Source organism: Pseudomonas sp. RAC1 (assembly GCF_030658255.1).
Lineage (GTDB): Bacteria > Pseudomonadota > Gammaproteobacteria > Pseudomonadales > Pseudomonadaceae > Aquipseudomonas > Aquipseudomonas boreofloridensis.
Genome location: NZ_JAUTXS020000032.1, coordinates 78,661 through 105,537, shown reverse-complemented (window position 1 = coordinate 105,537; position 26,877 = coordinate 78,661). Strand labels below are relative to the sequence as shown.

Sequence of the window (26,877 nt, the reverse complement as noted above, 5' to 3'; positions counted from 1 at the left end):
TACCCGGTCCCACCAGCCCTGTGCCTTGCCTGGCGCAGCGGTGTACTTGCGCCCCTCTTCTGGATAACCACTATGAACACACCGCAATCCGCCGTCGGCCAGTGCCTCGACGTCCAGTCCTTCATCAATGCCCAGCCGCTGTCGCGTTATCAGTGGCGGGTGGTGATCCTGTGTTTCCTCATCGTCTTCCTCGACGGACTGGATACCGCCGCCATGGGCTTCATCGCCCCGGCGTTGTCCCAAGAGTGGGGTATCGATCGGGCCAGTCTGGGTCCGGTGATGAGCGCGGCACTGATCGGTATGGTCTTCGGTGCGCTGGGCTCGGGGCCGCTGGCTGATCGTTTCGGCCGCAAGGGCGTGCTGGTAGGCGCCGTTTTGGTCTTTGGCGGCTTCAGCTTGGCCTCGGCCTACGCCACCAACGTCGACCAGTTGTTGGTGCTGCGCTTTCTCACCGGCTTGGGCCTGGGCGCCGGCATGCCCAATGCCACCACGCTGTTGTCCGAGTACACCCCTGAGCGCCTGAAGTCGTTGCTGGTCACCAGCATGTTCTGCGGCTTCAACCTGGGCATGGCTGGCGGTGGCTTCGTCTCTGCCAAGCTGATCCCGGCCTACGGCTGGCACAGCCTGCTGGTGCTCGGCGGCGTGCTGCCGCTGTTGCTTGCCGTGGTATTGCTGGTGTGGCTGCCGGAGTCGGCGCGCTTTCTGGTGGTGCGCAATCGTGGCACCGACAAGGTGCGCCGCACCCTGGCGCCGATTGCCCCGGCCGTGGTGGCCCAGGCGGCGAGCTTCAGCGTGCCGGAGCAAAAGGCCGTGGCCACGCGCAACGTCTTCGCGGTGATTTTCTCCGGCACCTATGGGCTGGGGACGGTGCTGCTGTGGCTGACCTACTTCATGGGCCTGGTGATCGTCTACCTGCTGACCAGTTGGCTGCCGACGCTGATGCGCGACAGCGGCGCGAGCATGGAGCAGGCCGCCTTCATCGGCGCGTTGTTCCAGTTCGGTGGTGTGCTCAGCGCGGTCGCCGTGGGTTGGGCGATGGACCGCTTCAATCCGCACAAGGTGATCGGCTTGTTCTACCTGCTGGCCGGGGTCTTCGCCTACACCGTCGGCCAGAGCCTGGGCAACATCACCCTGCTGGCCGTGCTGGTGCTGGTCGCGGGCATGTGCGTGAACGGTGCACAGTCGGCCATGCCGTCGCTGGCGGCGCGCTTCTATCCGACCCAGGGGCGCGCCACGGGCGTGTCGTGGATGCTGGGTATCGGTCGCTTCGGTGCGATTCTCGGGGCCTGGAGCGGCGCGACCTTGCTGGGGCTCGGCTGGACCTTCGAGCAGGTGCTCACCGCCTTGCTGGTGCCTGCTGCGTTGGCGGCCGTGGGCGTGATCGTGAAAGGACTGGTGAGTCACGCCGACGCGACGTGATCGAGGGCGCCGGTCGAGGGTGAGCGCGCCGTCTCACCTTCGATACGGGCCTGCATCGATAGCACGGACTCACCATTCAAACCGTTCGATAACCGCCCAAAAGGTCGATTATCGGATTGTAGCGCTCCACCAGCCTCCTTACTCTGAACCCATCGCAGCCCCGCTGCACCCGTACCCGACTCAGCCTGACCAGGAGTCTGCAATGGCAGCAATCCTCTCGCTTCACGACGCCGTGAAGCAGTTCGTCAACGACGGCGACTGTGTTGCCCTCGAAGGTTTCACCCATCTGATTCCCACCGCCGCCGGCCACGAGATCATTCGCCAGGGCAAGCGTGACCTGACCCTGGTGCGCATGACCCCAGACCTGATCTACGACCAACTGATCGGCGCTGGCTGCGCCCGCAAGTTGATCTTCTCCTGGGGCGGTAACCCCGGTGTCGGCTCGCTCCACCGCCTGCGCGACGCGGTCGAGAAGCAATGGCCGCACGCCCTGGAAATCGAAGAGCACAGCCACGCTGACCTGGCCAATGCCTACGTCGCCGGGGCCTCCGGCCTGCCGTTCGCGGTGCTGCGCGCCTACGCCGGCTCCGACCTGCCGAAGGTCAACCCGCTGATCCAGTCGGTCACCTGCCCGTTCACCGGCGAAGTACTGGCGGCCGTGCCTTCGGTGCGCCCGGACGTCACTGTGATCCATGCGCAGAAAGCCGACCGCAAGGGCAACGTCTTGCTGTGGGGCATCCTCGGTGTGCAGAAGGAAGCCGCGCTGGCGGCCAAGCGCTGCATCGTCACCGTCGAGGAGATTGTCGACGACCTGCAGGCACCGATGAACGCCTGCGTGCTGCCGAACTGGGCCCTGAGCGCCGTGTGCCTGGTGCCGGGCGGTGCGCACCCGTCCTATGCCCACGGCTACTACGAGCGTGACAATCGCTTCTACCAGGCCTGGGATCCGATCGCGCGCGACCGCGAAGCCTTCACCGCCTGGATCGACACCTACATCCGCGGCACCGCCGATTTCACCGAATTCAAGCGCACGCTGGAGGCCGCACAATGAGCTACTCCACCTCGGAAATGATGACCGTGGCTGCCGCCCGACGCCTGCGTAACGGCGCGGTCTGCTTCGTCGGCATCGGCCTGCCGTCCAAGGCCGCCAACCTCGCACGGTTGACCTCTTCGCCCGACGTCGTGCTGATCTACGAGTCCGGCCCCATCGGCGCCAAGCCTAGCGTGTTGCCGCTGTCGATCGGCGACGGTGAGTTGGCCGAGACCGCCGACACCGTGGTGCCGACTGGCGAGATCTTCCGTTACTGGCTGCAGGGCGGACGCATCGACGTCGGCTTCCTCGGCGCCGCGCAGGTCGACCGCTTCGGCAATATCAACACCACCGTGGTCGGCGACTACCATGCACCCAAGACCCGCCTGCCGGGCGCGGGCGGCGCGCCGGAGATCGCCGGTTCCGCCAAGCAGGTCCTGATCATCCTCAAGCAGTCCAAGCGCGCCTTCGTCGACAAGCTCGACTTCATGACGTCGGTCGGCCATGGCGAAGGCGGCGACTCGCGCAAGCGCCTGGGCCTGCCGGGCGAGGGCCCGGTGGGGATCATTACCGACCTGTGCATCATGGAGCCGGAAGCCGGCAGCCATGAGTTCGTGGTGACCTCGATTCATCCAGGCGTGACGCGCGAGCAGATCGTCGCCGCCACTGGCTGGGCCATCCGTTTTGCCGACAGCGTGCAGACCACGCAAGCGCCGAGCGACCACGAACTGACCGCGCTGCGCGACCTGGAAGCGCGTACCGCCGCCGCCCACGGCCAAACCGCAGGAGAAGCCTGATGCGTGAGGTATTCATCTGCGACGCCATCCGCACGCCCATCGGCCGCTTCGGCGGCGCCCTGGCCAGCGTTCGCGCCGACGACCTGGCGGCCGTCCCGCTCAAGGCGCTGATCGAGCGCAATCCACAGGTGCAGTGGGCGCAGCTCGACGAAGTGTTCCTCGGCTGTGCCAATCAGGCCGGCGAAGACAACCGCAACGTCGCACGCATGGCGCTGCTGCTGGCCGGGCTGCCGGAGAACGTTCCCGGGGTCACCCTCAACCGCCTGTGTGCCTCGGGCATGGACGCGGTCGGCACAGCGTTCCGTGCCATCGCCAGTGGTGAGATGGAGCTGGCCATTGCCGGTGGCGTGGAGTCGATGTCGCGCGCGCCGTTCGTCATGGGCAAGGCCGAAAGCGGCTATTCGCGTGCCATGAAGCTGGAAGACACGACCATCGGCTGGCGTTTCGTCAATCCTTTGATGAAAAGCCAGTACGGCGTCGATGCCATGCCCGAGACCGCCGATAACGTGGCCGACGACTATCAGGTGTCGCGCGCCGACCAGGATGCCTTCGCTGTGCGCAGCCAGCAGAAAGCGGCCGCCGCCCAAGCCGCCGGCTTCTTCGCTGAGGAGATCGTGCCAGTGCGCATCGCCCACAAGAAGGGTGAGACCTGGGTCGAGCAGGATGAGCACGTGCGTCCTGACACCACCTTGGAAGCGCTGGCCCGGCTCAAACCGGTCAACGGGCCCGACAAGACCGTCACGGCCGGCAATGCCTCGGGGGTCAACGATGGTGCAGCGGCATTGATTCTGGCCTCCGCCGAGGCGGTGAAAAAACATGGCCTCACCCCGCGCGCCCGGGTATTGGGCATGGCCAGTGCGGGTGTCGCGCCCCGTGTGATGGGCATCGGCCCGGTGCCGGCGGTGCGCAAGCTGTGCGAGCGCCTGGGCATCGCCGTGGCCGACTTCGATGTCATCGAGCTCAACGAAGCGTTCGCCAGCCAAGGACTGGCGGTACTGCGCGAGCTTGGTGTGGCCGACGATGCGCCGCAGGTCAATCCCAACGGCGGCGCCATCGCCCTGGGTCATCCGCTGGGCATGAGCGGCGCGCGTCTGGTGCTGACTGCGCTGCATCAATTGGAGAAGAGCGACGGGCGCAAGGGCCTGGCGACCATGTGCGTAGGCGTGGGGCAAGGCCTGGCGTTGGCGATCGAGCGGGTCTGATGCGCGTCGGCCTCATCGCGGATTCAACCGTGATGGGGCCGGTCAATACGACGCATGGCCACTGGTCAGACCCGAGGCGGAACGAGACTGTTACCGGGTATGTCTAGACTTCACGGTATCCCTCCAGGAGCAAGCAACCCATGACCTCAGTTCATTACACGGGCGAAGAGCGCAAAAGCCGCATCTTCGCCATCGTCGGTGCCTCCTCGGGCAATCTGGTGGAATGGTTCGACTTCTACGTCTACGCCTTCTGCGCCATCTATTTCGCCCCCGCCTTCTTCCCCTCGGACGATCCCACCGTTCAACTGCTCAACACCGCCGGCGTGTTCGCGGCGGGCTTTCTGATGCGACCGATCGGCGGCTGGATCTTCGGTCGCCTGGCCGACCGTCACGGACGCAAGCATTCGTTGATGATCTCGGTGCTGATGATGTGCGCCGGTTCCCTGCTGATCGCCTGTTTGCCGACCTACGCCAGCATCGGCGCCTGGGCCCCGGCACTGCTGCTGTTCGCCCGCTTGGTACAGGGCCTGTCGGTGGGCGGCGAGTACGGCACCACCGCGACCTACATGAGCGAGGTGGCGCTGCGCGGCCAACGCGGCTTCTTCGCCTCGTTCCAGTACGTCACCCTGATCGGCGGCCAATTGCTGGCGGTGCTGGTGGTGGTGATCCTGCAGCAACTGCTCAGCGATGAAGAGCTGCGCGCCTGGGGCTGGCGCATTCCGTTCGTGGTCGGCGCCGTCGCTGCGCTGATTTCGCTGATGCTGCGCCGTTCGCTCAAGGAAACCAGCAGCGCCGAGACCCGTCAGGACAAGGACGCCGGCAGCATCGCCGGGCTGTTCCGCAACCATACCGCCGCGTTCATCACGGTGCTGGGCTACACCGCGGGTGGCTCGCTGATTTTCTACACCTTCACCACCTACATGCAGAAGTACCTGGTCAACACGGCCGGCATGGACGCCAAGAGCGCGAGCTTCGTGATGACCGGCGCGCTGTTTCTATTCATGATCCTGCAGCCACTGTTCGGCATGCTCTCCGACCGCATCGGTCGACGTAACTCGATGCTGTGGTTCGGTGCGTTGGGTACGCTGTTCACCGTGCCGCTGCTGATGGCGCTCAAAACGATAAGCAGTCCGTTCATGGCGTTCGTGCTGGTGACCTTGGCACTGTGCATCGTCAGTTTCTACACCTCCATCAGCGGCCTGGTGAAGGCCGAGATGTTCCCGCCGCAGGTGCGTGCCCTTGGCGTCGGCCTGGCCTACGCGGTGGCCAATGCGGTGTTCGGCGGTTCCGCCGAGTACGTGGCCTTGGGCTTGAAGAGCCTGGGCATGGAGAACACCTTCTACTGGTACGTGACGGCAATGATGGCCATCGCCTTCCTGTTCAGCCTGCGCCTGCCCAAGCAGGCGGCGTACCTGCACCACGATCACTGAGGCGTTTCGATGAGTCAGGCGGATAATCAGCTGTTCGATCTTTACTTCACCACCCCGGCGATGCGCGCGATTTTCTCCGACCGTGGCCGGCTACAGGGCATGCTCGATTTCGAGGCGGCCCTGGCCCGCGCCGAGGCGAGTGTCGGGCTGGTGCCGCACACGGCGGTGCCGGCCATCGAAGCCGCGTGCAAGGCCGAGCGCTACGATGTCCAGGCCCTGGCCCAGGCCATCGCGGTGGCCGGCAATTCGGCCATTCCGTTGGTCAAGGCGCTGGGCAAAGTGGTCGCCAGCGGTGTGCCCGAGGCCGAGCGTTACGTCCACTTAGGCGCCACCAGCCAGGACGCCATGGACACTGGCCTGGTGCTGCAATTGCGTGACGCGCTGGACCTGATCGAAGTCGAGCTGGCTGGGTTGGCCGAGGCCCTGGCCCGGCAGGCCCTGCAGCATGCCGATACGCCGCTGGTGGGGCGCACCTGGCTGCAGCATGCAACGCCTGTGACCCTGGGCATGAAACTGGCCGGTGTCCTGGGTGCGCTGACGCGTCACCGCCAGCGCCTGCGCGAGCTGCGCCCGCGCCTGACCTGCCTGCAGTTTGGTGGCGCCTCCGGCAGCCTGGCCGCGCTGGGCAGCAAGGCGCTGCCGGTGGCCGAAGCGCTGGCCGCGCAACTTCGCCTGAATTTGCCCGAACAGCCTTGGCACACCCAGCGCGATCGGCTGGTGGAGTTCGCCTCGGTGCTGGGCCTGATCGCCGGCAGCCTGGGTAAGTTCGGCCGCGACGTCAGCCTGCTGATGCAGACCGAGGCCGGTGAACTGTTCGAGCCTTCGGCGCCCGGCAAAGGCGGCTCCTCGACCATGCCGCACAAGCGCAATCCAGTAGGCGCGGCGGTGTTGATCGGCGCCGCGACCCGCGTGCCCGGCCTGCTCTCGACGCTGTTCGCCGCCATGCCCCAGGAGCACGAGCGTAGCCTTGGCTTGTGGCATGCCGAGTGGGAAACCCTGCCGGAGATCTGCTGCCTGGTGTCTGGCGCGCTGCAGCAGGCACGGCTGATCGCCGAGGGCATGGAGGTGGACGCCGAGCGTATGGGCCGCAACCTGGAACTGACCCAAGGTCTGGTGCTGGCCGAGGCGGTGAGCATCGTGCTGGCGCAACGCCTGGGGCGCGATACCGCCCACCATCTGCTGGAGCAGTGCTGCCAGCGCGCCGTAGCCGAGGGGCGCCACCTGCGCGCCGTGCTCGGCGATGAGCGCCAGGTGACCGAGCAGCTCAGCGACGAAGAACTCGACCGTTTGCTCGATCCCGCCCATTACCTCGGTCAGGCCCGCGTCTGGGTGGCGCGCGCGGTGGCTGAACATCAACGTTTGACTGTCTGAAGGAGACCGCTGTGGCGCATTTGCAACTGCCCGATGGCGTACTGAACTACCGACTCGACGGCCCCGAGCACGCCCCGGTGCTGGTGCTGTCCAACTCGCTGGGCACCGACCTGCACATGTGGGACACCCAGATGCCGTTGTGGACCCCGCATTTTCGCGTGTTGCGCTACGACACCCGCGGCCACGGCGACTCGCAGGTCACCGAAGGCCCGTACAGCATCGAACAACTGGGCCATGATGTGCTGGCCTTGCTCGATGGCCTGAACATCCAGCGCGCGCACTTCTGCGGCCTGTCGATGGGCGGGTTGATCGGCCAGTGGCTGGGCATTCACGCCGGTGAGCGCCTGCTGCGCCTGGTGGTGTGCAATACGGCGGCGAAGATCGGCTCGCCGGACACCTGGAACCCGCGCATCGAAACGGTGCTGCGAGACGGCGCGGCGGCCATGCGTGGCCTGCGCGATGCCTCCATCGAGCGCTGGTTCACGCCGGCGTGGTCGGCGGCCCATGCCGAGCAGGTTTCACGCATCACCGAGATGCTGGCCAGCACCTCGCCGCAAGGGTATGCGGCCAATTGCGCGGCCGTGCGCGATGCCGATTTCCGTGACCAGTTGGGCGCCATCGAGGTGCCGCTGCTGGTGATTTCCGGCGAAGCCGATGCGGTCACGCCACCGTCGGGCGGGCAGTTCATCCAGGCGCATGTCGCGGGCGCGCAGTACGCTGGCTTCCAGGCCGCGCACCTGTCCAACGTCGAGGTCGGCGAGCCGTTCAGCCGGTGCGTGCTCGACTTTCTGCTGGCCCGCTGAGGAGCGCCCCATGGACGAAAAACAACGCTACGACGCCGGCATGCACGTGCGCCGCGCGGTGCTGGGCGACGCCCACGTGGACCGCAGTCTGGAGAAGCTCAACGACTTCAACGGCGAGTTCCAGGAAATGATCACCCGGCACGCCTGGGGCGACATCTGGACCCGCCCAGGGCTGCCGCGCCACACCCGCAGCCTGATCACCATCGCCATGCTCATCGGCATGAACCGCAATGACGAACTCAAGCTGCACCTGCGCGCGGCCGCCAACAACGGCGTGACCCGTGAGGAAATCAAGGAAGTGCTGATGCAGAGCGCAATCTACTGCGGCATTCCGGCGGCCAATGCCACGTTCCACCTGGCCGAGTCGGTGTGGGACGAGCTGGGCGTTGAATCGCGCGAGTAGGGCGCAACGTCGGCCATGCGTGCTTGCCAGCCGACGCCATTGAACGGTTACGTCGCTGCGGGTTTGCGGCGTATCGCCACCGGCCCGGCGTTGGCCTCCACGGCGCGTTTCAGGTCGGGGCACAGGCCAAGCATGAAGGCCAATTCCGCCACCACGAACAGCGGCCCGATGATCAGGCCGCTCAGGTCGTCGACGAAGGCCGGTTTGCGTCCTTCGTAGGCGTGGCCGATGAACTGGATCATCCAGCCCACCACGAACAGGCCCAGGCCAATGCTCAGCCACAGGCCGGTCTGCTGTTGCGCCAGCCATTGCCCTGCCCACAGGCACAGCCCCAGCAATGTGCCCATGAGCAGCCCCCAGCGCAGGTCCAGGCGCAAGTAGAACCACACCGAAGCCGCCGCGACCAGCAATGCCGGAGACAACCAGAGGCCCACCACGCTCCAGCCGGGTCTGGACAACAGGATGCTGACCGCCAGCACGATCAGCGGAATGCCGACGAAGTGGGTGGTGATGTTGCGCGGGTCACGGTGGTAGGCCGCGTACTGACTCAGGTGTTCGACGAGGGTCTTCATGGTTGTGCCTCCATCAGGGCAGGATCCCTTGTGCCTTTAGGACAAGTGAGTGCTGCCCATCAGAATAGCCTGCTTGCGACTCGCTGTAGCGATTTCGCGCCTGTCAGAGCAGGCTCAACGGATAGTTGAGGATCAGACGGTTCTCGTCGAACGAGTTGGTGTTGAAGTCACGTCGCATGCTGGAGTTACGCCAGCGCAGCGAGAGGTCCTTGAAAGTGCCGGACTGGATGACGTAGGCCAACTCGGTTTCCCGCGCCCATTCCTTGCCATCGGTGACCGTGCCGGTCTGTACGTTGTCGCCTTTGATGTAGCGGTTCATCAGGGTCAGCCCAGGGATCCCGACGGTGGCGAAGTTGAAGTCGTGACGGACCTGCCAGGAGCGCTCCTTGGCATTGTCGAAGCTGGCGTTGTAACTGTCGTTGGCCAGGGTGCCCCCGCTGGTGCCGTTGACCCGCATCCACTCGGTGTCGCCGCTGACCTTCTGCAGGCCGACATAGAACGTGTGGCCCTGGTAGCGCGCCGAGAGCATCGCCGACGCCGTGCGGTTGTCCAGACTGCCGGCGCGGGCGGCACCGTCGTCCTTGCCGATGAAGTAGCCCAGGTTGGCGCCCAGGGTCCAGTCGCCCAGGGGTTGGCTGTGGATCAGGTTGAGGTACTGCTGCTGGTAGATGTCCTTGAGCTGGGCATGCCACAGCCCGACTTGGGTGCGCTTGTCGTTGAAGCTGTACTCGCCGCCGGCGAAGTTGAAGCGGTCGGTGGTGAAGCCAGGGCGGCTGAACAGCGCCATATCCTCCATGCTGGCATCATTGCGCGGGCTGTTGCCGCGGAACTGGCCGCCGTAGAGGGTCAGGCCGGCGATCTCCTTGGAGGTGATCTGACCGCCGCGGAACGTCTGCGGCAGCGAGCGGCCGTCGTCCGAACGCAGGATCGGCAATACCGGCATCCACTCACCGACTTTGAGTTCAGTTTGCGAAACCCGCGCCTTCAGCGCTACGCCCAGGCGACCGAAGTCATCCGCCGGTCGGCCATCGTCGTGCACCGGCAGCAGCTGCGTGCCGGCCGTGCCCTTGCCGCCATCGAGTTTGAGCGAGTACAGCCCCAGCACATCGACACCGAAGCCCACGGTTCCTTGGGTGAAGCCCGAGCGGGCATCGAGGATGAAGCTTTGCGTCCATTCCTCGGCCTTGCCCTGAGCTCTGGCCGGATCGACGAAATTGCGGTTGATGTAGAAGTTGCGCAGGTTGAGAGTGGCCTTGGCATCCTCTGCGAAACCGCCGTCGTCAGCGAAGGCGGGCAGGGTGCAGGACAGGGCCAGAAGGCCCGGCAGCAACGGGCGTGCAGGTTGCAGAATGCTCATCTGTCTTGGATCTCTTGTTTTTATTGGGCGAGCCGAGGCCCTACGGGAGTGCCCATAGGTCGACGCTTTTCTTGATGAACTTGTGCAACGTTGCGTAGCCGATGGTGCGTGATGGGCTTGGCGCCAGGCAATTCGTGTCGAGCGGAATGGGGCGGTAATCGAACGTATTGTTGCGCTCCAGCGCGTCAGGGCGTCGACGCGCAGACATCGCTGCGGCGAACCGCGGTCACAGGCGGCAGGCGGTCGCTGACAACCGGACAACAAAAAGCCCACCGCAAGGGTGGGCTCTGTGTCGAAGGCTGATCACTCAGCCCTTGGGCGCCTGCATCGAAGCCTGTTGATTGGCCTGACCGGTGCGCTCGTACCAGCCACCGCCCAAGGCCTTGTACAGGTTGACCTCGCTGGTCAACTGCGACAGACGATCGCTGATCAGCGACTGCTGGGCACTGAACAGGTTGCGCTGGGCGTCGAGGAAGGTCAGGTTGCTGTCGATACCGATGCGGTAGCGGCGCTCGGCCAGGCGGTAGTAGTCCTGGTTGGCGGCCACCAGATCGCGCTGGGCCTGCAACTGTTCCTCGAAGGTCTTGCGTGCCGCCAGGCCATCGGAGACTTCCTGGAAGGCCGTCTGAATGGTCTTTTCGTACTTGGCGACGTTGATGTCCTTCTGGATCTTCGAGTAGTCCAGGCTGGCGCGCAGGCTGCCGGCGTTGAAGATTGGCAGGTTGATCTGCGGCTGGAACAGCCAGGTGCCCGAGCCGCCCTTGAACAGGCCGCCCATGTCCGGGCTCAGGGTGCCAGCATTGGCGGTCAGGCTGATGCTCGGGAAGAACGCCGCGCGCGCCGCGCCGATGTTGGCGTTGGCGGCCTTGAGCTGGTGCTCGGCTTCCTGGATGTCAGGCCGGCGTTGCAACAGGTCCGACGGCAGGCCTGCCGGCACTTGGGCGAGCTGGTCGGCATCGAGCTTGAGCGGAGCCGGCAGATCGCTCGGCACGCCGGTACCCAGCAGCACGGTCAGGCTGTTGAGGTCCTGCGCCACCAGGCGTTGGTACTGCGACAGCTTGACCCGTGCGCCTTCGACGGCGGTGCGCGCCTGGCTCAGGTCGAGCGCTGACGCCACCCCCACCTCGTTGCTGCGACGGGTCAGGTTGAAGCTTTCTTCGTAGTTCTTCAGCGTGTCCTGGGTCAGCACCAGCAGCGCCTTATCGGCCTGCCAGGTGTAGTAGGCATTGGCCACGCTGGCCACCAGGCTGATTTGCGTGGAGCGCCGTGCCTGTTCGCTGGACAGGTAGATTTCCAGGGCCTGCTCGCTGAGGCTGCGTACGCGGCCGAACAGGTCCAGCTCGTAAGCGCTGACCCCGAGGGTCGCCGAGTACTGGCTGTTGATGTTCGAGCTGCCAGTCTGCGACATGTCCGCTGGCACCCGCTGGCGACTGCCGCTGCCGGTGGCCGACACCGCCGGGAACAGGTCGGCGCGCTGGATGCGGTACTGCGCACGGTAGGCGTCGATGTTCAACGCCGCCACGCGCAGGTCGCGGTTGTTGACCAGCGCGGTCTGGATCAGCTTCTGCAGCGCCGGGTCGTTGAAGAACTGGCGCCAGCCCTGCTCGGCGGCGGCCACGTCGGCCGACTCGGTCGGCGAGTAGGCCGGGCCTTGTGGCCACTGCGCGGGCACCGGAGCGTCCGGGGTCTTGTAATCGGGAATCAGCGAGCAGCCGCCGAGAATGAACGCGGTGACTGTCAGGGACAGCAAAGACTTGGTCATTGCCCAGCCTCATTACGTGGAGTTTCAGGGGTGAAGTCGTGTTCCGGCTCTTTGCTGCCGAACAGCGACGACACTGCGACGAAGAATAGCGGTACCCAGAAGATCGCCAGCACGGTTGCGCTGATCATGCCGCCGATCACACCGGTACCGATGGCATGCTGGCTGCCTGCACCGGCGCCGCTGGCGATGGTCAACGGTACCACGCCGAGGATGAACGCCAGCGAGGTCATGATGATCGGACGCAGACGCATGCGGCACGCCTCGATTGCCGCGTCGTACAGGCTCTTGCCCTGTTCGTGCAGCTCCTTGGCGAACTCGACGATCAGGATGGCGTTCTTCGCCGCCAGGCCGATCGTGGTCAGCAGTCCAACCAGGAAATAGACGTCGTTGGAGAGGCCGCGCAAGCTGGTGGCGATCAGCGCACCGATGATGCCCAGGGGCACCACCAGGACCACGGCGATCGGAATCGACCAGCTTTCGTACAGCGCTGCCAGGCAGAGGAACACGAACAGCAGCGACAGGGCGAACAGCGCGGGCATTTGCGAGCCAGAGAGTTTTTCCTCGTAGGACATGCCGGTCCAGGAGAAGCCCACACCGCTTGGCAACTCGCCAATGATGCGTTCGACCTCGGCCATCGCCTCACCGGTGCTGTAGCCGGGCGCCGGTGCACCGAGCACCTCGACCGCTTCCACACCGTTATAGCGCGAGAGTTTCGGCGAGCCGTAGGTCCATTCACCCTTGGCGAAGGAGGAGAACGGCACCATTTCGCCCTTGCCGTTGCGCACGTACCACTTCTGCAGGTCTTCCGGGCTCATGCGGGCATTGGCTTCACCCTGGATGTACACCTTCTTGACCCGACCGCGATCGATGAAGTCGTTGACGTAGCTGCCGCCGAGGGCGATCGACAGGGTGTTGTTGATGTCGGCGATGGTCACGCCCAAAGCGCTGGCGCGTTCGTCGTCGACGATCAGTTGGTACTGCGGTTCATCGTTCAGGCCATTCGGGCGTACCCCGGCCAGGATCTTGCTCTGCGAGGCCTTGGCGAGGAACTGGTTGCGCGCTTCCATGAGTTTCTCGTGGCCGACACCAGCACGGTCCTGAAGGAAGACGTCGAAGCCGGTTGCGTTACCCAGCTCCAGTACCGCAGGCGGGGCGAAGGCGAATACCATGGCATCGCGGAAGCCGAAGAAGTGCTGCTGCGCACGGGTCGACAGGTTGAAGACGCTGTTCTCCGACGAGCGCTCGCCCCAAGGCTTGAGCATGATGAAGGCCATGCCCGAGCTCTGGCCACGGCCGGCGAAGTTGAAGCCGGTCACGGTGAACACCGATGACACGGTGTCGGCTTCGTCCTTGAGCAGGTACTCGCGCATCTGGTCGACCACCGCCTGGGTGCGCTCGGCACTGGAGCCGGCCGGCGTCTGCACCTGGGCGAACAGCACGCCCTGGTCTTCTTCAGGCAGGAATGCGGTGGGGATACGCATGAACAGCCAAATCATGCCCACCACGATCAACACGTAGGCCAGCAGGAACGGGATCTTGTTGCGCAGGATACCGCCGACGCTGCGTTCATAGCCTTGTACGCTGCGATCGAAGTTGCGGTTGAACCAGCCGAAGAATCCACCCTTGGCGGTATGGTGCTCGCCTTTTTTCAGGGGCTTGAGCATGGTTGCGCACAGCGCCGGGGTGAAGACCAGTGCCACCAGCACCGACAGGCCCATGGCCGAGACGATGGTGATGGAGAACTGCCGGTAGATCACCCCGGTGGAACCGCCGAAGAAGGCCATGGGCAGCAATACCGCCGACAGCACCAGGGCGATACCCACCAGGGCGCCCTGGATCTGCTCCATCGAGCGTTTGGTCGCCTCCTTGGGCGGCAACCCTTCCTCGGACATCACCCGCTCGACGTTTTCCACCACGACGATGGCGTCGTCCACCAGCAAGCCGATGGCCAGCACCATGGCGAACATGGTCAGGGTGTTGATGCTGAAACCTGCGGCGGCAAGGATGCCGAAGGTGCCCAGCAGGACCACCGGTACCGTCATCGTGGTGATGATGGTGGCGCGGAAGTTCTGCAGGAACAGGTACATCACCAGGAACACCAGCACCACCGCTTCGATCAGGGTGTGGATCACGCCGCTGATCGATTCGGTGACCACCGGGGTGGTGTCATACGGGAAAACCGCCTTGACCCCTGGCGGGAAGAAAGGCTCCAGGTCCTGCACGGTCTTGCGCAGCGCTTTGGCGGTATCCAGGGCGTTCGCGCCAGTAGCCAGCTTGACTGCCAGTCCGGAGGCCGGCTTGCCATTGAACTGGGCGCTGACGGCATAGTTTTCGCCGCCCAGGCCAACCTTGGCCACGTCACCCAGGCGCACCTGCGAACCGTCGTTGTTGACCTTCAGCAGGATCTTCTCGAACTGCTCGGCGGTCTGCAGGCGGGTCTTGCCGATGATGGTCGCGTTGAGCTGGGTGCCAGGCATGGCAGGCAGGCCGCCCAGTTGCCCTGAGGACACCTGGACGTTCTGCGCGGTCACGGCCGTGCGCACGTCCACCGGGGTCATCTGGTATTTGTTGAGCTTGGCCGGGTCGAGCCAGATACGCATGGCGTACTGTGCACCGAACACCTGGAAGTCACCGACACCGGCGGTACGCGAGATCGGATCCTGCATGTTGGAGACGATGTAGTTGGCCAGGTCGTCCTTGGTCATGCTGCCGTCTTCGGACACCAGGCCGATCACCAGCAGGAAGTTCTTCACCGCCTTGGTGACGCGGATACCTTGCTGTTGTACTTCCTGTGGCAGCAGGGGCGTGGCCAGGTTCAGCTTGTTCTGCACCTGGACCTGCGCCGTGTCGGCGTTGGTGCCCTGCTCGAACGTCGCGGTGATGGTCATGCTGCCGTCGGAGTTGCTCTCCGAGGACACGTAACGCAGGTTGTCGATGCCGTTGAGCTGCTGCTCGATGACCTGCACCACGGTGTCCTGCACGGTCTGCGCGGAGGCGCCCGGGTAGGTCACGGCGATGGCGATGGCCGGCGGCGCGATGCTGGGATACTGGTTGATCGGCAGCTTGAGGATTGCCAGGGCCCCGACCAGCATGATCACCAAGGCGATCACCCAGGCGAAGATCGGGCGATCGATAAAGAACTTCGACATGGTTTACTCCGCTTTGGCGTCTGCTTTCGCCGAGTTGGGCTGGTCAGGGCTGCCCGGCTTCTTGACGTTGGTGGCCTCGCTGACCTTGACCTCGGCACCTGGACGCACGTACTGCAGACCTTCGGTGATCAGGCGGTCACCTGCCTTCAGGCCGTCCTCGACCAACCACTCGTTGCCCAAGGTGCGGGTCGCCTTGAGCTGGCGCAGTTCGACCTTGTTGTCCTGGTTCACCACCAGCGCGGTGGCCGCGCCCTTGAGGTCGCGGGTCACCCCTTGCTGGGGCGCCAGGATCGCATTGGCGTTGACCCCAGCCTGCAGGCGCGCATGCACGAACATGCCTGGCAGCAGCGTGTGGTCCGGGTTGGGGAAGACGGCGCGCAGGGTCACGGAACCGGTGGACTCGTCGACCGAGACCTCGGAAAACTCCAGGCGACCTTCGCGCGCGAACGTGCTGCCATCTTCGAGAATGAGCTGGACCTTGGCGGCGTTCTCGCCGGCTTTCTGCAACTGCCCGCTCTCTAGGTCGCGGCGCAGCTTGAGCAGTTCGGCGGTGGACTGGGTAACGTCGACGTAGATCGGGTCGAGTTGCTGAATAGTGGCCAGGGCGTTGCTCTGGCCATTGCTCACCAGCGCGCCTTCAGTGACCGCCGAGCGACCGATGCGGCCGCTGATCGGTGCCAGTACCTTGGTGTAGCGCAGGTCGATCTGCGCGCTCTTGAGCGTGGCCTCGGCCTGCAGACGCTTGGCATTGGCGTCGTCGTATTCCTGCTTGGACACCGCCTGTTCATCGATCAACTGCTTGTAGCGCCCGGCCAGCGAGCGCGTGGCCTGCAGGTTGGCCTGGGCATTGCCCAGGTTGGCTTCGTACACCGCAGGGTCGATCTGGTAGAGCTGCTGCCCTTCCTTGACGTCGCTGCCTTCCTTGAACAGGCGCTTGAGAATGATGCCGTTGACCTGTGGCCGAACTTCGGCCACGCGGTAGGCGCTGGTACGCCCCGGCAGTTCCGATGTCAGGGTGAAGGCTTGGGGCTGCAAGGTGACGACGCCGACCTGAGGCGTCTGCGCGGCAGGCGGGGCCTCTTCTTTCTTGCAGCCACTGAGCAGGGTGGCCAAGGCGACGGCGGATACCAGGGCGGTAACGGCTGGCTTGAAGTGCATGAGGATCCTCGGGTCGCAGGAGCAGGGGGAGCTCAAGAATAGTGGAAGAGTATTGTCAGAAAAAACGCTATCCGGTGGATAAGTAGCTTACTAACGAATATACTTACATTCATGGTTGTTTGTAAATAGCGCGGTGGTGGTATCTGGCTACTACCGCAATACGTGATCAATGCATTCGGGACCCGCCCTGCAGAGGCGCGCCCGGTACAACCCGCGCGCCCATCGCGTGGGGTTCTGATGAGGTTGAGCTGCCATGGTTCGTCGTACCAAAGAGGAAGCACAGGAGACTCGCGCGCAGATCATCGACGCGGCCGAGCGCGCCTTCTACAAGCGTGGCGTCGCTCGTACCACCCTGGCCGATATCGCCGAGATCGCCGGCGTGACCCGCGGTGCGATCTACTGGCACTTCAGCAACAAAGCCGACCTGGTGCAGGCACTGCTCGACAGCCTGCACGAAACCCATGACCACCTGGCACGCGCTGGCGAGAGCGAGGACGAACCCGACCCGCTCGGCTGCATGCGCAAATTGCTGGTGCAAGTGTTCAGCGAGCTGGTGCTCGACGCCCGGACCCGGCGCATCAATGAGATCTTGCATCACAAGTGCGAGTTCACCGATGAAATGTGTGAAATCCGCCAGCAACGGCAGCAGGCTGTCGCCGAATGCCACGATGGCATCAGCAGAACCTTGGCCAATGCCGCTCGGCGCGGCCAGTTACCCGTCGATCTGGATACCGAGCGGGCGGCCATCGCCATGTTTGCCTACATCGACGGTCTGATCGGGCGCTGGCTGCTACTGCCGGACAGCTTCGAGTTGTTGCGCGATGCGGACAAATGGGTCGATGCAGGGCTGGATATGCTGCGCTTGAGCCCCGCGCTGCGCAAATAAGACTTTGTGAAGGTTTGTGAGGAAGTCTTTCCCCGCAGGATTAACGGGGGATTATCGATCCTGATGCGCTCTCAGTCATGACCGCGCAGCTGTCGATCCGGCAATACCAGCGCCGCGACCAGCCCCAGCACCGCGACCCCTGCACTGGCCAGCAGTAGATAGCTGAACGTCTGCGTCAGGTGCGCCTGATTCGACGCATCGGCCACGCTACCCTGAAGGCTGCCGAGCAAAGGATTACCGACGCTGTGCAATCCGCCGACCTGCAACAGCGCCAGCAACAGGCTGGACATGCAGGCTACGCCCATTGCACCGCCTAACGAGCGGAACAGATTGGTGGTGCTGGTGGCCACGCCGATGTCCTTGATGTCCACCGCGCTCTGCGTGCCCACCAGCGAAGTGGGAAACTGCAATCCGCAGGCGATGCCGGTCAGCAGCATGAACGCCCCGCTCAGCCAGACGGACTGCGGCGCGGTCAGGGCCATGCCGACGATGGCCAGCGGCATCAGCACCGCACCAGCCAGAATCTGCGGTTTATAGCGCCCGGTGAGGCTGGTCAGGCGGCCGCCGGTGAACGCCCCCAGCGGCAGTCCCATGGCTAGCGGCAATAGATGCAGTGCTGCGCTGTCGGCCCCGGCCCCCGTAATGCTCTGCAAGCGCAGCGGCATGAGCATGGTTAAAGAAATCGACTGGAAGCTGGCGAAGAAAATCACGCACCAGCACAACACCGCCACCCGATTGCCGAACAGTTTCAAGGGCAACAGCGGCTCAGGGCAGCGCCGTTCATGGGCGATGAACAGTGACACGCCCAGCGCTGCGCAGCCGAACAGGACCAGCACCGCCGGTGCGGTCCAGGCTGCGCCCTGGCCGACCAGGGTGATGCCCAGCAGCAGGCTGCCCAGCCCGACGGTCAGCAACAGCGCGCCGAGGTAGTCGACCTGCGCCTGCCGCCGTCTGACCGGCATTCCCTGCAACGCGCGGCGGATCACCCACCAGGCGCACACGCCCAGCGGCAGGTTGATCCAGAACACCCAGCGCCACGACAGATACGCGGTGAGCCAGCCGCCCAGCACCGGGCCGGCAACGCTGGCCAGCGCATACATGCTGCTGAAGTAGCCTTGATAGCGCCCGCGTTCACGCGGCGGCACGAAGTCGCCAATGATCGCCTGGCTCACCGAGACCATGCCGCCTGCGCCGATGCCTTGCAGCACGCGCGCCAGCACCAGTTGCTCCATATTCTGCGCCAGGGCACAGCCGATCGAGGCCAGGGTGAACACGGCGGTACCGGTGAGGATCATCCGGCGCCGACCATACAGGTCGCCGAGCTTGCCGTAGATGGGCACCGCCACGGTCATGGCCACCATGTAGCCGGAAATCACCCAGGCCAGCAGGCCCACGTCGTTGAACTGCGCGGAAATGGCGGGCAGGGAGACAGCGACGATGGTCTGGTCCAGGGCACCGAGAAGAATCGCCAGCATCAGCGCGCTGAGCACGCTGCGCAAGACGGCGGGGGGCAGGGCGGCGGTCACGGTTCACACCTTCTGGTCGGGTGATGAAGAAAAGCGCGTCGCCAGCCTTCATGCAAAGTGCGGGGCCGTGGCGAGCGTGTCGCAAAGTGTAACCTGAGTTAGGTAGCTTCCTATGTACTACCTGCATCGCCTATGCGCGATCGGCATACCTGCTTTCACCCGGAGTATCAGGGCAGCGTGATATCGTGGGCGATCAAAGCAGCCGAAATACACTGGATTGCACCCATTTGGTGCACATTGCTCCAGGTTTCCGCATCGCCGTATTCCCACGCCGTCTATTCCACTCTCTGCATGGTGCCTGTGATCATCGCCACACCCGGCAGCGTGTTTCCCGGCAGGAGTCGGTAGTCAGCCAGTTCGAATTCCATCTTCATGCGGAGTGACCATGCCCAAAGCGTCCCACCAAGATCTGCGTTTTGCCTTTCGCGAACTCCTCGCCTCAGGTTCGTGCTATCACACAGCGTCCGTGTTCGATCCCATGTCTGCGCGCATCGCCGCCGACCTGGGCTTCGAGGTCGGCATCCTCGGTGGTTCCGTCGCCTCGTTGCAGGTACTGGCCGCGCCTGACTTCGCCCTGATCACCCTCAGCGAATTCGTCGAGCAGGCCACCCGCATCGGCCGCGTCGCTCAACTGCCAGTGCTGGCCGACGCCGACCACGGCTACGGCAATGCGTTGAATGTGATGCGCACGGTCACTGAGCTGGAGCGTGCCGGTGTCGCTGCGCTGACCATCGAAGACACCCTGCTGCCGGCCCAATTCGGTCGCAAGTCCACCGACCTGATTTCCGTGGAAGAGGGCGTTGGCAAGATTCGTGCGGCGCTCGAAGCGCGGGTCGACACCTCGCTGTCGATCATCGCCCGTACCAATGCCGGGGTACTGAGCACCGAAGAAATCATCTTCCGCACCCAGAGCTACCAGAAGGCGGGTGCCGATGGCATCTGCATGGTTGGCGTGAAGGATTTCGAGCAACTGGAGCAGATCAGCCAGCACCTGAGCGTGCCGCTGATGCTGGTCAGCTACGGCAACCCCAATCTGCGCGACGACGAGCGCCTGGCGCGCCTGGGCGTGCGCATCGTGGTGGACGGTCACGCGGCGTACTTCGCTGCCATCAAGGCAACCTACGACTGCCTGCGCCTGCAGCGCGGTCAGCAGAACAAGTCCGAGAACCTCAGCGCCACCGAGCTTTCGCACACCTATACGCAGCCCGAGGAATACATCCGCTGGGCCAAGGAGTACATGAGCGTCGAGGAGTGAGCGGCAACTGCCGCGCTACCTGAGAGCGCTCAAGGTCGCGGTGTGCGGTATGCAGTGTGCGTGGCTGCAACTGGCTGCGCTAGCGGGCTGGCTGCGCAGCAGTTCGACGCGCCAACAGGCCGAGGCGTAAAGCCCGGCCACGGCCACCAGGGCCAGGACGATGACGCAGCGTCTGGATTTGATGCCCATCTTGTCGACCTCCTGCAATGCTTACAGGGATACCTGCAAGCATAGGTCAGATGAGCCCTACCACTCCTGCTGAATGATCCTCTATTCAGTTCAGTCGCAGTCCCATTCCGAGTCGTCGCCGAAGCGTTGCGCAAGAAAGTCCAGCATGCTGCGCAAGGTCGCCGGCATGTGCTTGCGCGAGGTGTACACCGCATGCAGGTTCAGCTCACGTGGACGCGCCTGGGGCAGCACATTGACCAGTTCGCCGCTGCGTATGGCCGAGGCGGCCTGATAGGTCGGCAGCATGGCGATGCCCGCACCCGCCTGCGCCGCCCGCTGCAAGGTCAGTGCCTCGTTGGCGCTGATATTGCCTTGCACGGGCACCGCCACCGACTCCCCGTTCACCTCGAAATGCCACACACCATGGCCGAAGTAGGCATGGGTCAGGCAATTGTGCGCGGCCAGATCCTCGACCTGCTGGGGTACGCCGTGGGCGCTGAGATAGGCGGGGCTGGCGCAGACCACCGAGCGGCAGACGGTCAGGCGTCGTGCGATCAGGTTCGGGTCCAGGTCATTGCTGGTGCGGATGGCCAGGTCGATGCGCTCTTCGATCAGATTGACCGTACGGTCGAGCATCTGCAGTTCCACCTTCACTCCGGGATAGCGCTGCACATAGTCGGCGACTGCGTCGGCCAGTTGCGCGTAGCCGAACGAGGTACTGACGCTGATGCGCAGCTCGCCACGAGGGGCTTGGTCGGGCTGACGCACGGCGCTTTGCAGATCCCCCGCCAACTCCAGCATTTGCCGACAGCGCGGCAGGGTTTCCTGGCCCGCCGCCGTCAGGCTCAGTTTGCGCGTGGTGCGTTGCATCAGGCGGGCGCCGACCCAAGTCTCCAGTTCGGCCAGGTAGCGCGAGACGACCGGCCTGGACAGTTGCAAATACTCGGCAGCCGCCGATTGGCTGCCGAGATCGACGACATTGACGAACACCCGCATGGCGGTAAGACGGTCCATGATTCGCTCGATTTCAGAAACAAACTATGTCCAAGCATCGCATTTTTTGTAACGAATTGGGCAACTAAGCTGTGCGCAATCCTTCTCATTCACAGGATCTTCGCATGTCCGTTCTTTCTTCCCTCCGCGCCCTGCTGTTGGCCTGCGCCGCCTTGACTGGGTACGCCCAGGCCGGACCAGCCCTGCAACTGGACGTCTACAACCCCGGCCACGATGGACTGTTTCCGGTCAGCTCGGTGATCGTCAGCGGTGCACACGACGCGGTGCTGATCGACGCCCAATTCGGCAAGTCGCAGGCCGAGCAGGTGGTGCAGCGACTGCGCGCCAGCGGCAAGCGCCTGACCACCATCTACATCAGCCATGGCGATCCGGACTACTACTTCGGTCTCGACACCCTGACGCGCGCCTTCCCCAAGGCCAAGGTGGTAGCCTCCGCCGCTACCGTTGCGCACATCCGCCAGACCCGAGAAGCCAAGCTCGCTTACTGGGGGCCGCAGATGGGCAACGACAAGCCTGCGAAGCTGATCGTGCCGCACGTGCTGCAAGGCGATCGCCTGGAACTGGAAGGTCAGACCTTGCAAGTGATGGGCCTGGATGGGCCGCAGCCGGACCGTAGTTTCGTGTGGATTCCTTCGATCAAAGCGGTGGTCGGCGGTGTGGTGGTGTCCGAGGGCATCCATGTGTGGATGGCCGACACCCAGTCAGCCCAATCCCACACCGACTGGCTGGCGACCTTGGCGCACATCGAGCACCTGGCGCCGCGTACGGTGATCCCTGGCCATTACCTGGGACAGGGCAGTCGCTCGCTGGAGGCCGTGCGCTTCACGGCCGATTACATCCGCGCCTTCGACAGCGAAACCGCCAAGGCTGCCGATGCGGCGACGCTGATCACAGCCATGAAGCAGCGCTATCCGAACCTGGCCGATGAAAGCTCGCTCGAGCTCAGCGCCAAGGTCGCGAAAGGTGAAATGAAGTGGTAACCCCTTACAACCTTGATGGAGTGTTTCCCATGAGCAAGATCGCAATCATCGGTGCCACCGGCCGCGCCGGCAGCCAGTTGCTGGAAGAGGCCGTGCGCCGGGGCCATCAGGTGGTCGCCATCGCCCGCGACCCGTCGTCGCTGCAAGGACGTCCAGGCGTCACGGTCAAGGCGCTGGACGCCAAAGACGGTGACGCACTGCAAGCGGCCGTCAGCGGCGTCGATGCGGTGTTGAGTGCCGCGCATTTCTCCACCCTCGAACCCCAGGCAATCATCGGCCCGGTCAAGCGCGCCGGGGTCAAGCGCCTGCTGGTGGTCGGCGGTGCCGGTAGTTTGCTGCTGCCGTCCGGGCAACGGGTGATCGACAGCCCTGACTTTCCGGACGCCTACAAGGCCGAAGCGAGTGCCGGGGTACGCTTTCTCGACGCACTGCGCCAAGCGTCGGAGCTGGACTGGACCTTCCTCTCGCCCTCGGCCGAATTCGTCGAAGGCGAGCGCAGCGGGCGCTACACCTTGGGCCTGGACCATCTGCTGATCGGCGCCGACGGCAGGAGCTGGATCACCTTCGCCGACTATGCCATCGCCCTGATCGACGAACTGGAGAAGCCGGCCCATTCGCGTCAGCGTTTCACCGTCGGTTACTGATTCGCCGCTAGCTGGCACCCGAGCGCAAGCGCGCCATGTCGCGGATCGGCGGTGCGCCGTAGAGCCGGCTGTACTCACGGCTGAACTGCGAAGGGCTTTCATAGCCCACTCGGTAACCTGCCACCGCGGCCTCCAGGCCATCGTTGATCATCAGCCGCCGCGCCTCCTGCAGGCGCAGTTGCTTTTGATACTGCAGCGGGCTCATGGAGGTCACGGCCTTGAACCGATGGTGCAAGGTCGAGGTACTCAGGTTCACTTCCCGGGCCAACTCCTCGATGCGCAGCGGTAAGTGAAAATGCTGGTTGAGCCAGGTGATCGCCTGGCTCACCCGGTGCGTCTGGCTGTTGGCCAGGGCGATTTCGTACAGCCGATGCCCCTGCGGGCCGCGCAGCAGACGATAAAGGATCTCGCGGCGAAACAACGGAGCAAGCATCGGGATATCACGCGGGGTGTCGAGCAGGCGCACCAAGCGCAGCAGGGCATCGAGCAGCGACGGGTCGGTGCGCTCCACGTACAGCCCGAGCCCGGACTGCACGTTGGGCACCAGCATCGGGCCGCTTTCGGCGATCAACTGACTGATCTCGGCGGCGTCCAGGTCAATGCGCAGGCCCAGCACCGGCTGTTGCGGGCTGGCGTCCAGGCGCACCCGACTGATCGGCATGGCCACCGACACCACCATGTAGTGCAGGGGGTCGTAGGCATACTGCTGATCACCCAGGAACAGGCTCTTGCTGCCCTGGGCCATCACGCACAGCGCGGGCAGCGCCAGTCCGGGCTTGGAGCGGATGTTGTCGGTGTAGCGTGACAGGTACAACTGCTCGATGGCCGAGGGCGGTCCATGAGGATCGCCGGCGTGCCGCAGGATCAGGTCAGCGAGTTCCTGACGCTGGCGCTCCAGGGTCGGATCGAGGGCGGCGAGGGCTGTGGTCATGGTCGAATTCCTTCAGGGACGGGGCCAGCATAGGTTTGGGCAACGCCAAGCGCTAGCCGGATACTGCCTGTCGATTGCCTGATCCTGCACGCTGACAGGATCAGGCAATCGACCGGCAGTTTTGGCCTAACGCCCCGCATCGGGCGGATCCTAATCTTGGCAGCCTGGCTTTCCCGTCTCGCCGGCTTTCAAGGAGATCGATCATGACCCTGCAGCAACCGGTCACCCACTTGGCTTTCATCCGTGCCAGCCGCGGCCGCTCGGCAGAACTCGGCATGCGCCTGCGCGATCTGCTCGAGCCTTCGCAGCGCAGCCCCGGCTGCCTGGCCTTCAGCGTGCAGCGCTCGCAGGCCGATGCCGACCTCTGGCTGCTCACCGGCAGTTGGCAGGACCAGCAGGCCATGAGTCGCTACTTCGCCTCGCCCACCCTCACGCTGTTCGGCGACCTGGTGCAGGAGCGGGTGGTGGCAAGCATGGACCTGCACACCTTCGACTGACCGCATCGGTCTTGCGCTTGCAGTAGAATCGCGCCCTTCGATCGACTGCTGGAGGGCAGTAATGGCACGCAGAGAATTCCCAGGTTTCGAAGCCGTTTCGGCGATGGTTCCAGCCGAGGGCGGTGGCTATCACCCGGCAATCGCGGTGAAAGCCCTGAACGGCGGCGGTGCACCGCGTTTTCACAAGATCCTCGAGGGCCAGGTACTGGCCTCGGCAGTGGCGACCGATGCGGCCGCCAGCGCTGAACTGGAGCGCCTGCAGGGCGTCGATGACGCGGGTGAACTGATCTGGTGATCAGGCCTGTGGGCGACGCATCTGGAACAGCTTGCCCAGTTCGAAGTAGTCCGCCGGGCCGCCGCCACGCAGGATAGGCTCGGCGGCGGCAGTGTCATAGAGACCGTCCTTGAGCAGGTGCTCGGCGATGTGCACGGCGACCACTTCGCCCAGGATCAACCAGCTGGGCACCAGCGCCTGGTCGGCGCGCTTGAGCTGCACGATCTGCGTGACCTTGCACTCGAAGTTCACCGGGCTTTCGCCCACACGCGGCACGCTCACCACCTTCGAGGCGGCGGGTGTCAGGCCGCTCAGGTCGAACTCATCGACGTCGGCCGCGACCGCTGCACAGCTCTGGTTCATCTGCTCGGCCAAAGGACGGGTGGCCAGGTTCCAGACGAACTCGCCCGTCTGTTCGATGTTGTTCAGGCTGTCTTTGCGACCGACGCTGCAGAAGCCGATGATCGGTGGGATGTAGTTGAAGGCATTGAAGAAACTGTAAGGCGCCAGGTTCAGGCGGCCGTCGCGATCATGGGAGGAGATCCAGCCGATGGGGCGGGGACCGACGATGGCGTTGAAGGGGTCATGGGGCAGGCCGTGGCCTAGGGCGGGTTCGTAGTAGTACATCGGTACAGGGCCGCGGCCCTTCCTCTGGGATGAACGAAGCGCCTAGTGTGCCAAGCCTTGGCTGGGGTGGGAATGGTCTGAAACGCAGGCCGGAATCGCGAGTGCGACCCCGGCCCCGAGCACTGTCACTCAGTCAGTGGTGATGCGCGAGTGCTGCTTGGTGTCCTTCATGGTCGCGTAGACCAGCAGCGAGCACGCGATGCAGCCGGTGACGTACCAGTAGAAGCCGGTCTCCATGCCGATGCTCTTGAACCACAGCGCCACGTACTCGGCCGTGCCGCCGAAGATCGACACGGTCAGTGCATACGGCAGGCCCACGCCCAGGGCGCGAATCTCGGTGGGGAACAGCTCGGCCTTGACCACCGCGTTGATCGAGGTATAGCCGCTGACGATGATCAGTGCTGCCATGATCAGGAAGAACGCGCCCCACCAGCTCTGGATGGTGTGCAGGGTGCTGAGGATCGGCACGGTGAACAGCGTACCGAGCACGCCGAAGGCGATCAGGATCGGACGTCGACCGATCTTGTCGGACAACCCGCCGATGATCGGTTGCAGGCACATGAACAGGAACAGCGTCGCGGCCGAGATCGTCGTCGAGTCGCTGATGCTCATGCCCACCGTGTTGACCAGGTACTTCTGCATGTAGGTGGTGTAGGTGTAGAAGGCCAGGGTGCCGCCCATGGTCAGGCCGACCACGGTCAGCAGTTCCTTGGGATGACGCATCAAGGTGCGCATCAGGCTTTCCTTGGATTTCTCCTTCTTGGTGAAGGAGGCGGTCTCCTCCATGCCGCGGCGCAGGTAGAGCGCCACCACTGCACACAGCGCGCCGATCACGAACGGTACGCGCCAGCCCCAGGCGTACAGCTGCTCGGTGGTCAGGGTGTTCTGCAGGATGATCAGCACCGCCAGGGCGATCAGCTGGCCGGAAATCAAGGTCACGTACTGGAAGCTGGAGAAGAAGCCGCGACGCTCCTTGCTGGCCATTTCGCTGAGGTAGGTGGCGGAAGTGCCGTATTCGCCGCCGACCGACAACCCCTGCATCAGGCGCGCGATGACCAGCAGCACGGGCGCTGCGACGCCGATGGTTTCATAGCCGGGAGTCAAGGCGATGACCAGCGAGCCGGCGCACATCAGCAGGACCGAGGCCATCAGCGCCGCCTTGCGGCCCTTGCGGTCGGCGTACAGGCCCATCAGCCAACCGCCGATCGGACGCATGAGGAAGCCCACGGCGAAGATGGCGGCGGTATTGAGCAATTGTGCGGTGGTGTCGCCAGCCGGGAAGAAGGCCTTGGCGAAGTACAGCGAGAAGGCGGCGTAGACGTACCAGTCGTACCATTCGACCATGTTGCCGATCGATCCGCTGAAGATCGATTTCAGTCGACTGGCGGTGGTCTTTTCGGCAGCGGGCGCAGTGGCCGCCCCAGTGGGCAGGGTGGTGGCGTTATCCATCAGGGGATACCTTTTTCGTTGTTTTTGTGAGACGCGCAGGGTCGCGCTTGAAAAAGGGATTGCAGAAGCTGTGCCAAATGGGAGCACGCTGCGCCGTTTCAGGGCGCTAGGCCTCGTGGCTGAGGCCTTGGCAGGATTTCCCGCTGCACCTCTACATGGCACGTATCGCCCGT

The 26,877-nt window shown here is 64.3% G+C and carries 25 protein-coding genes; 14 read left to right on the top strand and 11 right to left on the bottom strand.

What is annotated here, in order from left to right; all coding sequences use genetic code 11:
• The first annotated feature begins 72 nt into the window (after nucleotides 1-72).
• The 8 genes from Q7C30_RS11935 (at nucleotide 73) to pcaC (ending at nucleotide 8,455) form a co-directional block, all read left to right on the top strand.
• A complete protein-coding gene (locus Q7C30_RS11935) occupies nucleotides 73-1,419 on the top strand; it encodes an MFS transporter (RefSeq protein WP_317871613.1) in 1,347 nt (448 codons plus the stop codon).
• Between the two features lie 202 nt (nucleotides 1,420-1,621).
• On the top strand, nucleotides 1,622-2,470 hold the full coding sequence (locus Q7C30_RS11930; protein ID WP_317871612.1) for a CoA transferase subunit A: 849 nt from the start codon (nucleotides 1,622-1,624) through the stop codon (nucleotides 2,468-2,470).
• On the top strand, nucleotides 2,467-3,246 hold the full coding sequence (locus tag Q7C30_RS11925) for a CoA-transferase subunit beta (RefSeq protein ID WP_039579685.1): 780 nt from the start codon (nucleotides 2,467-2,469) through the stop codon (nucleotides 3,244-3,246). The genes Q7C30_RS11930 and Q7C30_RS11925 overlap by 4 nt, the downstream gene beginning before the upstream one ends.
• Nucleotides 3,243-4,448, top strand: coding sequence for a 3-oxoadipyl-CoA thiolase (pcaF, locus tag Q7C30_RS11920; protein WP_317871727.1), 1,206 nt, complete (start codon nucleotides 3,243-3,245; stop codon nucleotides 4,446-4,448). The genes Q7C30_RS11925 and pcaF overlap by 4 nt, the downstream gene beginning before the upstream one ends.
• Before the next feature lie 140 nt (nucleotides 4,449-4,588).
• Nucleotides 4,589-5,878, top strand: coding sequence for an MFS family transporter (locus Q7C30_RS11915; RefSeq protein WP_317871611.1), 1,290 nt, complete (start codon nucleotides 4,589-4,591; stop codon nucleotides 5,876-5,878).
• A gap of 9 nt (nucleotides 5,879-5,887) precedes the next feature.
• Nucleotides 5,888-7,249 carry a 3-carboxy-cis,cis-muconate cycloisomerase gene (locus tag Q7C30_RS11910; protein ID WP_317871610.1) on the top strand — a complete coding sequence of 454 codons (1,362 nt, stop codon included), beginning with the start codon at nucleotides 5,888-5,890 and terminating at the stop codon, nucleotides 7,247-7,249.
• 11 nt (nucleotides 7,250-7,260) lie between these two features.
• Nucleotides 7,261-8,052, top strand: a complete 792-nt coding sequence (pcaD, locus tag Q7C30_RS11905; RefSeq protein WP_317871609.1) for a 3-oxoadipate enol-lactonase — start codon at nucleotides 7,261-7,263, stop codon at nucleotides 8,050-8,052.
• Nucleotides 8,053-8,062: 10 nt separating this feature from the next.
• Nucleotides 8,063-8,455 (top strand): 4-carboxymuconolactone decarboxylase, encoded by a 393-nt coding sequence (gene pcaC, locus Q7C30_RS11900; RefSeq protein WP_116888925.1) that lies wholly within the window; start codon nucleotides 8,063-8,065, stop codon nucleotides 8,453-8,455.
• Between the two features lie 47 nt (nucleotides 8,456-8,502).
• Here pcaC and Q7C30_RS11895 read toward each other — a convergent pair whose 3' ends face one another.
• The 5 genes from Q7C30_RS11895 to Q7C30_RS11875 form a co-directional block, all read right to left on the bottom strand.
• Nucleotides 8,503-9,027, bottom strand: a complete 525-nt coding sequence (locus tag Q7C30_RS11895) for an Mpo1-like protein (protein ID WP_317871608.1) — start codon at nucleotides 9,025-9,027, stop codon at nucleotides 8,503-8,505.
• A gap of 103 nt (nucleotides 9,028-9,130) precedes the next feature.
• On the bottom strand, nucleotides 9,131-10,384 hold the full coding sequence (locus tag Q7C30_RS11890; RefSeq protein ID WP_317871607.1) for an OprD family porin: 1,254 nt from the start codon (nucleotides 10,382-10,384) through the stop codon (nucleotides 9,131-9,133).
• Nucleotides 10,385-10,691: 307 nt separating this feature from the next.
• Nucleotides 10,692-12,146: an AdeC/AdeK/OprM family multidrug efflux complex outer membrane factor gene (locus Q7C30_RS11885; RefSeq protein ID WP_039579666.1), complete on the bottom strand. Its 1,455-nt coding sequence runs from the start codon at nucleotides 12,144-12,146 to the stop codon at nucleotides 10,692-10,694.
• A complete protein-coding gene (ttgB, locus tag Q7C30_RS11880; RefSeq protein WP_295485646.1) occupies nucleotides 12,143-15,295 on the bottom strand; it encodes a multidrug efflux RND transporter permease subunit TtgB in 3,153 nt (1,050 codons plus the stop codon). Before ttgB ends, Q7C30_RS11885 begins: the two co-directional genes overlap by 4 nt.
• 3 nt (nucleotides 15,296-15,298) lie before the next feature.
• Nucleotides 15,299-16,453 carry an efflux RND transporter periplasmic adaptor subunit gene (locus Q7C30_RS11875; RefSeq protein WP_039579661.1) on the bottom strand — a complete coding sequence of 385 codons (1,155 nt, stop codon included), beginning with the start codon at nucleotides 16,451-16,453 and terminating at the stop codon, nucleotides 15,299-15,301.
• Between the two features lie 253 nt (nucleotides 16,454-16,706).
• Between Q7C30_RS11875 and Q7C30_RS11870 the strand changes: the two genes are divergently transcribed.
• Entirely contained in the window at nucleotides 16,707-17,339 is a 633-nt protein-coding gene (locus Q7C30_RS11870; protein WP_029612890.1) for a TetR family transcriptional regulator, read from the top strand.
• A 71-nt stretch (nucleotides 17,340-17,410) separates the two neighbouring features.
• On the opposite strand, the gene Q7C30_RS11865 is transcribed toward Q7C30_RS11870, so the two are convergent.
• Nucleotides 17,411-18,865 (bottom strand): MDR family MFS transporter, encoded by a 1,455-nt coding sequence (locus tag Q7C30_RS11865; protein WP_317871606.1) that lies wholly within the window; start codon nucleotides 18,863-18,865, stop codon nucleotides 17,411-17,413.
• Between the two features lie 385 nt (nucleotides 18,866-19,250).
• Between Q7C30_RS11865 and Q7C30_RS11860 the strand changes: the two genes are divergently transcribed.
• A complete protein-coding gene (locus Q7C30_RS11860) occupies nucleotides 19,251-20,120 on the top strand; it encodes an oxaloacetate decarboxylase (protein ID WP_317871605.1) in 870 nt (289 codons plus the stop codon).
• A gap of 15 nt (nucleotides 20,121-20,135) precedes the next feature.
• Here the strand turns inward: Q7C30_RS11860 and Q7C30_RS11855 are convergent, their stop codons facing one another.
• Nucleotides 20,136-20,309, bottom strand: coding sequence for a hypothetical protein (locus tag Q7C30_RS11855; RefSeq protein ID WP_162889558.1), 174 nt, complete (start codon nucleotides 20,307-20,309; stop codon nucleotides 20,136-20,138).
• Between the two features lie 90 nt (nucleotides 20,310-20,399).
• Entirely contained in the window at nucleotides 20,400-21,302 is a 903-nt protein-coding gene (locus Q7C30_RS11850) for a LysR family transcriptional regulator (RefSeq protein ID WP_317871604.1), read from the bottom strand.
• A gap of 104 nt (nucleotides 21,303-21,406) precedes the next feature.
• Here Q7C30_RS11850 and Q7C30_RS11845 point away from each other — a divergent pair, with 104 nt between their 5' ends.
• Both Q7C30_RS11845 and Q7C30_RS11840 read left to right on the top strand, forming a co-directional pair.
• Nucleotides 21,407-22,282, top strand: coding sequence for an MBL fold metallo-hydrolase (locus Q7C30_RS11845; RefSeq protein ID WP_317871603.1), 876 nt, complete (start codon nucleotides 21,407-21,409; stop codon nucleotides 22,280-22,282).
• 29 nt (nucleotides 22,283-22,311) lie between these two features.
• On the top strand, nucleotides 22,312-22,926 hold the full coding sequence (locus Q7C30_RS11840) for an NAD(P)-dependent oxidoreductase (RefSeq protein WP_029612883.1): 615 nt from the start codon (nucleotides 22,312-22,314) through the stop codon (nucleotides 22,924-22,926).
• 7 nt (nucleotides 22,927-22,933) lie between these two features.
• Here the strand turns inward: Q7C30_RS11840 and Q7C30_RS11835 are convergent, their stop codons facing one another.
• Entirely contained in the window at nucleotides 22,934-23,857 is a 924-nt protein-coding gene (locus Q7C30_RS11835) for an AraC family transcriptional regulator (RefSeq protein WP_039579648.1), read from the bottom strand.
• 203 nt (nucleotides 23,858-24,060) lie between these two features.
• On the opposite strand from Q7C30_RS11835, the gene Q7C30_RS11830 reads away from it, so the two are divergent.
• Together Q7C30_RS11830 and Q7C30_RS11825 are read left to right on the top strand one after the other, a co-directional pair.
• Nucleotides 24,061-24,354, top strand: coding sequence for an antibiotic biosynthesis monooxygenase (locus Q7C30_RS11830; protein ID WP_029615039.1), 294 nt, complete (start codon nucleotides 24,061-24,063; stop codon nucleotides 24,352-24,354).
• 61 nt (nucleotides 24,355-24,415) lie between these two features.
• Entirely contained in the window at nucleotides 24,416-24,649 is a 234-nt protein-coding gene (locus Q7C30_RS11825; RefSeq protein ID WP_039579645.1) for a hypothetical protein, read from the top strand.
• Here Q7C30_RS11825 and Q7C30_RS11820 read toward each other — a convergent pair whose 3' ends face one another.
• Nucleotides 24,650-25,255, bottom strand: coding sequence for a flavin reductase family protein (locus Q7C30_RS11820; RefSeq protein WP_029615038.1), 606 nt, complete (start codon nucleotides 25,253-25,255; stop codon nucleotides 24,650-24,652). It abuts the gene before it with no gap.
• 129 nt (nucleotides 25,256-25,384) lie between these two features.
• Nucleotides 25,385-26,704 (bottom strand): MFS transporter, encoded by a 1,320-nt coding sequence (locus Q7C30_RS11815; RefSeq protein ID WP_039579642.1) that lies wholly within the window; start codon nucleotides 26,702-26,704, stop codon nucleotides 25,385-25,387.
• Nucleotides 26,705-26,877: the final 173 nt, after the last annotated feature.